Source organism: Bacteroidia bacterium, from assembly GCA_025056095.1.
GTDB lineage: Bacteria > Bacteroidota > Bacteroidia > JANWVE01 > JANWVE01 > JANWVE01.
The window spans coordinates 1-4,183 of sequence record JANWVW010000243.1 but is presented as its reverse complement, the minus strand read 5'-3'; the positions used below and the strand labels follow the sequence as shown (position 1 = coordinate 4,183).

Below are 4,183 nucleotides of genomic sequence, written 5' to 3'. Positions count from 1 at the left end.
CGACATACAGACGTGGGATATCGTACTGTAAAGTACATAACGGAGTCGCCTTTCTTGTATTCTATATCGGGTACAGGTACGATCTGGGAATCAGACACAGGTAATCTTACGGTCATTCTTTTCCAAGTATTTCCTCCATCTCCTGAACGGAGTAGTCCTCTATTTGTAGCTACGTAAATTACTCCTGCACTATCAGGATGACAGAGTATTCTATGTACACAATATGCAGCATACCAAGGGTCTGTGGTTACAGTAGTGTTGGGGTTAGTTGAGGGCATCCATTCAAAGTTAAATCCATCGGTAGATTTGTATAGTCCGTTTCCTCTAAACATAGAAAAGTCAGGTTCGCCAGGTCCTCCATTTATAATATCAAAACGATATTCACCGGTACCATAGTAATAGGTTTTAGTAAATACGTCTTTGGCAATCCAAGTAATAGCGTGATTAGAATTTGCCTCAGGCACATGTACAGGATACCAACTATTTCCGCTATTATCACTACGATATAGACCTCCTGATACTGAACCTGCATAAACACGATTTGGGTAGTCTGGGTCAACCATAATACCACGTACTCGCCCTGCCATATTTGTAGGACCAATGTTTTCCCAGTTTATATTCAGTGCCTCGGTTTTGTACATGCGGCTATATTTTGCCATTTGCTCATAAGCCCGCTGGTATGCACCGTGTGGTATTTCGCCCGTAATTTCGTTGTTCCTAATTTGCTTCCAAAACTCAATTGCCCCATCTATTCTTTGGGCTTTCTTAAGCTTATTTGCTTTTTTTGGCACAAACTGTACGCCTTCCTTGATGTTATCAAGGTAAAAAAAGCAACCCACCAAGAGCAGCGCTAAGCCTGATATGATTACACTTCTATATGACTTCATAGATGAATATGCAGTTTAATTCAGTCGTAAAGATAAACATTTACGTAACAATAAACAAATTTTTACCTGCAAAGTTTGCCTATTTGTCAGAAAAATTTCAGTATAACTCCTATTTTCCTGGTATGCGAGTGTAAATGTAAAACCCACCTTTTTTGTCCAACAGTCTGCATTCTTGACAATAGTTTTCTAATTCTTTTGCATGATTAGACTTAGATACAACATAAACAGGTTTATCAATTTTACCTTTAAGTAGCCAATCTTTATCTCTTGCTTTTTCAGGATAATCTATAGGTCGTTTGCCATAGAAGTAATGCGCATAACTTTTATACTTCCATGTATCCAAGTAGCAGCTTTCTGTTGATTTTTCTATAAATAATTCTACGGCGGGACCTTGTGAGTAGTATTGTATTTTAGGTACTAAAAAATAATTGATAAGGTTTAGCCAAATTATCATGGTCAGCATTCCTGTTACTACTCCTAAACGTATGTTTTTTTTATGATAGTACCATAGGCTAAATCCAAATCCCAGCAAAAAAACTAAACCTATCAGGCTTATACTCCAGGACCAACTCACGGGCAACAGCACGTTCTGTTTTCCAAAATCATCTTTAATGAAGGATTGAATAAATTCAACCTGTGTAGCAATAAAAGGAAGAAATGTAGTGGATAGTCCAAAAACTATATATCCAATGGCATATATTATGTAAAAATCCCACTTCAATCGCACACTTGCCGAAGCATATATTCGATACAAAAGCTGCGCTGCAGCATAAGCGCCAGGAAAATACAGCAAAGAAGAGTAATGTACAATTTTGGTTTTAACAATAGAAAAAACAATCATCACTACCCAAAATAAAGCGTTCATATAGTAGTGTAGCCATTTCTCGTTGAAATCAATTGATTTGGTAAATTGACCTCTGAAAGCAAACGCAGACAAAGGAAAACAACCTAATATGAATACCACTAAGTGGTAGTAAAAGGGCTGCCCATGACCCGCGTCCTCTGTTTTGAACAAACGTATGTGATACTGTATAAATTTCTCCAAAATCTCTGTTCCATTCGTTTCAACCTCTGATACTACCCATATACTTACTACCACACTCATGCTAACTAAAACCAGCAGAATATTAACCCATGGCAATTTGAAATTTAGAGTGTATACCCTGACCACTACAAAAACTAATGCAGGTATTAAAAACCCCACAGGACCTTTAGTCAATACGGCTAAACCCAGAAATAAGCCCGCATAAATAGACCTTACAAGGTTCGTTTTACCTTCCTGCTCTATCCGTATTATTTGATAAATGGCACAAAAAATAAAGTAATTGAATACAGGATCTATTATTCCTGACTTGAAATAAACTGATGGCAATATAGAACCTAAAAAAATAGACATCCAAAAAAATCCAAAAGCTTTATCTCTTTGTTTTGTCCCAAAAACATACAAAGTTAGTAAAGTGATAACACCAAATATTGCATTTGGTAAGCGAGCTGCGAATTCGTTGATACCAAAAATTTTCATGCACAAGGCTTGCAGCCACATAAACAAGGGGGGCTTTTCCCAAAAAGGTTTAAAATCTACCTGTACCTGCAAATAATTTTGAGAAATTAACATTTCGCGAGCGCATTCGGCAAAGTTGATTTCGTCCCAATCAAATAAGTGTGCTCTACCTATGAAAGGCAAATAAGCTGCAGCCCCCAGTAACAGTACTATCAGTACATCTTGCGGATATATCTGCTTAAATTTTAAGTTTAGCACAAGATGTTGTCTTTTTGATACTCACGCAAAAATGAAATAAAAAAGTGATTTTCACAACAAAAATAAAATTTTAAGATCACCTTAAAACTATTCAGGAATAACCATTTGTGCAGTAGTACCGCTCCGCTGAATCAAAATAGCTTTGAAAAATTCTTCATCGGGCAGGCGTTCAGTAAGAAACAGATAAGTTTTAAGATACACTCTATCTTGTTTTTGAACTTGAAAATTTTCACTCAATTCGTTGATAAAGTCTGCTACTTGTTCAGGATTATTGTCTGCACAAATGTAGTAAGACAAAGCACTATTTTGAGAAAGATTAGCTTTGAGCTTAGCATGAGTAATTGCCGTAGCAATTTCATCAATATGCTTTTCCATTACAAAAGAAAAGTCTTTTGGAGTAATGGTCAGCAATATTTGGTTAAATTTATCTATGACAGCATATTGTTTAGGAGGTATAGTAATATACTTTGGAGCTTGAATCAACGTACCTTCTAAGGAAGTATTCAAAAAGCACTTAACACGTAAAGGTATTTGCTTATTTTCCAAAGGTTTAATTGTTCTTGGGTGAATAACCGAAGCCCCATAGTAGGACATTTCAACTGCTTGCTGGTAAGTCAGTTGGGGATATACTTGTGTATTTGGGTATCGCCGTGGATCTGCGTTAAGCACGCCTTCCACATCTTTCCAAATGTGCATTTCAGACGCTTCCAAAATGTTAGATAGAATAGCCGCAGTATAGTCCGAACCTTCTCTACCCAATGTAGTGGTTTGATTTTCAAGATTAGATGCAATATAGCCTGTTACGCAGCAAATATGTTCAGGAAAAGGTAGAAAAGTTTCTTTCACATTTTTTTGTGTCTGTTCCCATAGCACTTCTGAACCACCTGCCAAAGAAGTGGTTTTGATAATCTTACGGGCATCATAAAATTGAGTTTTTAAGCCTATTTCGTTCAAATACGCTGTTACAATTGTAGCAGAAATAAGCTCTCCAAAAGAAACGATTCGGTCATGTAAGTGAAAAGGAAACTCTCTCAATAAAGCAATACCTTGTATAACTTCTTGCATTTCAGTGAAGTATTTTTCTACTTCCTGATAAACAGAGTGCGTAGTATTGTTTTCAAAAAGCTCATTTATGATAGAAAAGTGAAAATCTCTTATTTTTTGGTATTGTTGTAAAGCTTCTTCTTTTTTGTATTTTCGGGAGAGTTCAGCTAGTTCTACGAGATTGTTAGTAGTTTTGCCCATAGCTGAAACCACGAAAATAAGTGGTCTTTCAGGATGTTGGGAAAGAATGTGTGCTACATTTCTTACGGATTGGGCGTCTTTAACCGAAGCTCCTCCGAATTTCATTACAATCAATTTAGACATGGCACAAAGTAAAGCAAAAATGTAAAAGATTGCATAATGTGTGTATAATTTTGTTCAAAGGAGGTGTTGTAGTTTTTTCAAGTTGTGATTTCATTTTTTGGGCGTGCCCCTTGCTGCGCAAGGGTCGGGGCATTCCGCACTACGCTTCGCTTCGGTACTTCGCTGCGCT

General features: G+C 36.8%; 3 protein-coding genes. All 3 read right to left on the bottom strand.

The genetic code is table 11. From position 1 onward, the window contains the following. Positions 1–887: hypothetical protein (locus NZ519_12775; GenBank protein ID MCS7029628.1), on the bottom strand; the 887-nt coding region annotated here is incomplete at its 3' end. Positions 888–996: 109 nt separating this feature from the next. After that, the gene (locus tag NZ519_12770) at positions 997–2,646 is read right to left on the bottom strand and encodes a glycosyltransferase family 39 protein (GenBank protein MCS7029627.1); all 1,650 of its coding nucleotides are present in this window, start codon (positions 2,644–2,646) and stop codon (positions 997–999) included. Between the two features lie 87 nt (positions 2,647–2,733). Further along, positions 2,734–4,014, bottom strand: a complete 1,281-nt coding sequence (locus NZ519_12765; protein MCS7029626.1) for an aspartate kinase — start codon at positions 4,012–4,014, stop codon at positions 2,734–2,736. Positions 4,015–4,183: the final 169 nt, after the last annotated feature.

What these genes read in the sequence shown, in the direction of transcription:
- NZ519_12765 (MCS7029626.1), bottom strand. Translation starts at nt 4,014, where the DNA reads ATGTCTAAATTGATTGTAATGAAATTCGGAGGAGCTTCGGTTAAAGAC.